The 2,564-nt window shown below is 46.8% G+C and carries 3 protein-coding genes and 1 pseudogene; all 4 read left to right on the top strand.

All coding sequences use genetic code 11. The features are described from left to right. A pseudogene (locus tag U5782_RS41080) lies at positions 1–355 on the top strand (RHS repeat protein); the annotation flags it as partial. Then, positions 349–816, top strand: coding sequence for a hypothetical protein (locus U5782_RS41075; RefSeq protein WP_322049594.1), 468 nt, complete (start codon positions 349–351; stop codon positions 814–816). The pseudogene U5782_RS41080 and the gene U5782_RS41075, both read left to right, overlap by 7 nt. A 90-nt stretch (positions 817–906) precedes the next feature. Beyond that, the gene (locus U5782_RS41735; RefSeq protein ID WP_415914502.1) at positions 907–1,167 is read left to right on the top strand and encodes an RHS domain-containing protein; all 261 of its coding nucleotides are present in this window, start codon (positions 907–909) and stop codon (positions 1,165–1,167) included. Continuing rightward, positions 1,168–2,175: a hypothetical protein gene (locus U5782_RS41070; protein WP_322049593.1), complete on the top strand. Its 1,008-nt coding sequence runs from the start codon at positions 1,168–1,170 to the stop codon at positions 2,173–2,175. Positions 2,176–2,564 lie beyond the last annotated feature (389 nt).

The raw sequence follows: 2,564 nt of genomic DNA, 5'->3' as shown, positions 1-2,564 counted from the left end.
TATCTCGTGGTTTGACCCGTGGGGGCTCGCTTGCTGGAATACCGAGCGAAAGAACTACTGGAAGAACGAAGCGCGTACAAATGCACCATCTTATTCACCAAACAATCTACAGAGGATGGCTAATGGCCAGGCACCACGTCTGCAAGTTGAGGTGCTGAAGAATGGTCAGAGAGTTGTCAAGGATGTATCGATGGAATTACATCACACAAATATTCCGCAACGGATAGGCGGTCCGGGCGTGCACAATGCTAACAACCTCACAGCTTTGACGCCTTGGCAACATGAAGCGGTTGACTCGTTCAGAAACACTGGCGAAACTTTACTTAGGATTATAAAGGGCGTTGATTCATGGTAAACGATATTCAATCAATAAGAGATCTTCTGTATTCTACAAAATATTTTTCTTTGGCCTCGAGTGTGATCAAGGAGGCAAAGAAAATATTGTGCAGTGATCTTTATGACGCAGAGCTCGCTTATTGTCAGAAGGCACTCGGCATGGCGAAGTTCGATTTGAACGATGTCGAAGATCTGTTGGAAACGGATTTTGATCGGCTTCGGAGGTTTTGTGTTGCCATGATAAGGGGCGCGAAACTAATCGATGTTGGTCAGGATTTCAATCCTGCGGAAGAGGATGAAGAGGAATCGAGCAACGAGACATATGTCGGCCATAGTTTAACGTTTTTGCTCACATTCTCGATCCTGTACCTTTTGCTTCGGGATGACCGCGTACGTCTTTCTCTGTATTTAAAACAGATGCGTCAACCAAAGGCGGATAAATATCAACGGGCTGTCGAGAATCTGTTCGATGGCTTGTGACGATGGTGCGATGCAGGTTGTAGAGGGCAAGCGCTGCCCTAAATAGATTTGGGCTGTCATTCTATTTGAAACTTTAGTAATGTGTAGGCGATAGGCAGTTATGCACCGCTGGCGCGTGTCGATCGTGATGCGCCAGCGGCGAACGACGAGTCGGTACACGATGCGGTTTATTATTTTCACAACGATGTGTCGGGGACGCCCGAAGAGCTGACCGTCGCCAATGATGAACTGGTATGGCAGGCACCTGATCGGCCAGAACGGCACAAAAGGCCAATTGTTGGCGAAGAACGTATCTCCCGCCGAGGCGCGGGAAAAGACGAAGGAATGGGGGGCTCAAAGAGGCGGATGTAAATGAGCAAGCAAAAATACGAATATTTTCAAAACGGTATCGATTTATCTGGATTTGGAGTAAGGGTTGTAGGCGAGGGTGGTGAGAGCATTATTCCTCTGACCGGAGCGTCGAGCGACCTGGGCCACCGTGGGCGTAGCCTTGTCGTTGTAGAGTATGTTTCCTCATTGAGTGAGAGTAGTGTAAATAATTTCGATCTTTCGAATAGTTATCGAAGCAAGAAAGCAATTGACGTTGGTGGTAGCGATATTGTTGAATTCACTACGGCGTCGATCGATATAGATTTATCAAAGTTTGTTGCTGGTGAAGAAGTTGGCGAGATCAATATCATCTCGTTTGTTGAGACTCCTCTTATTGGACGGAGTGCTCACGTAGATGAGGAGAAATTGGCGCTCTTGAAATTCTCCGATTTGCAGATTTTTTACGTAATTTTTTGCAAGAATAAGAATGAAAGTCTTAATCGGAAGAAAAATTCAAGTATATATGAAAGCTATAGTCACCTTGGTTTCGTTGCTGTAAATGTTGAATTGTTTAATAATTTTTTGGTTAAAAAAATTGGGAGCGGAGCGCATAACTTGTTGGAGATGTTTACCACAACTGAATTAGCTGGCGAATTGTTCGCTGAAGGACTAATGATTCTCTGTTGGGGTATCACGCCATGGGTTTATACGATCACATCGAATGCGGACAGTGATTCAGTGGTTGGATTTCCAGGTGATAGCTTTGTTGCGTGCAGTGGGCAATATATATTATCAAGGGAAATCACCGAGATTTCTGTGATTCCGGGATCAGAGTTGTCGAATTGGGATACAAATCGTAGCACAAGCTGGCCGAAGTTGGACGTGGCTGGTGCGGGAAATATGGTTCAGCTGGATTTGCGTATCCCAAAGGCGGTTGACCGTGGGTCGGGTAATCTGATTCCTTTCCCTTATTTTAATATTGTGAGAAAGGTTGGGGATTTGTGTGAGTCAAATCCAATATTGAATTTTAATATTTTTGATGGTGTCTGATATCGAAATTTTTGCGCTGCGATTTTGAGTGATGATTGCGCAGGCATGCATTTTCTGTTTGAACGAGCAAGGCCGGGCGTTGAGGCATTCGTTTGATCGATTCGTTTCCGCTCTGGTCTCTGAAGGCGATGCGTTCACCTAACGGCGTATTGGAATGCAGGAGCCCGAATCAACGTAAGAGCGAACAAAAGGCCATCCAGACGGCCCTTTGTTCATTGCTTCCCGCCGCCTCGCGAAAGTTCACGTCGCACCTCCGCCTTCCGCAAAGCCGCCGCATCCCTAAACCCTCCACGACCATCAGCAAGTCCGCGGCGGCCAGCGTCGAACCTCGATGACTCGGCAGCCGCACGGGCCCACGAAGGATCAGACCTTCGAGTATGACGACTGGT

It is taken from the genome of Paraburkholderia sp. J67 (assembly GCF_905220265.1).
Lineage (GTDB): Bacteria > Pseudomonadota > Gammaproteobacteria > Burkholderiales > Burkholderiaceae > Paraburkholderia.
This window is presented reverse-complemented; position numbering and strand designations above follow the sequence as displayed.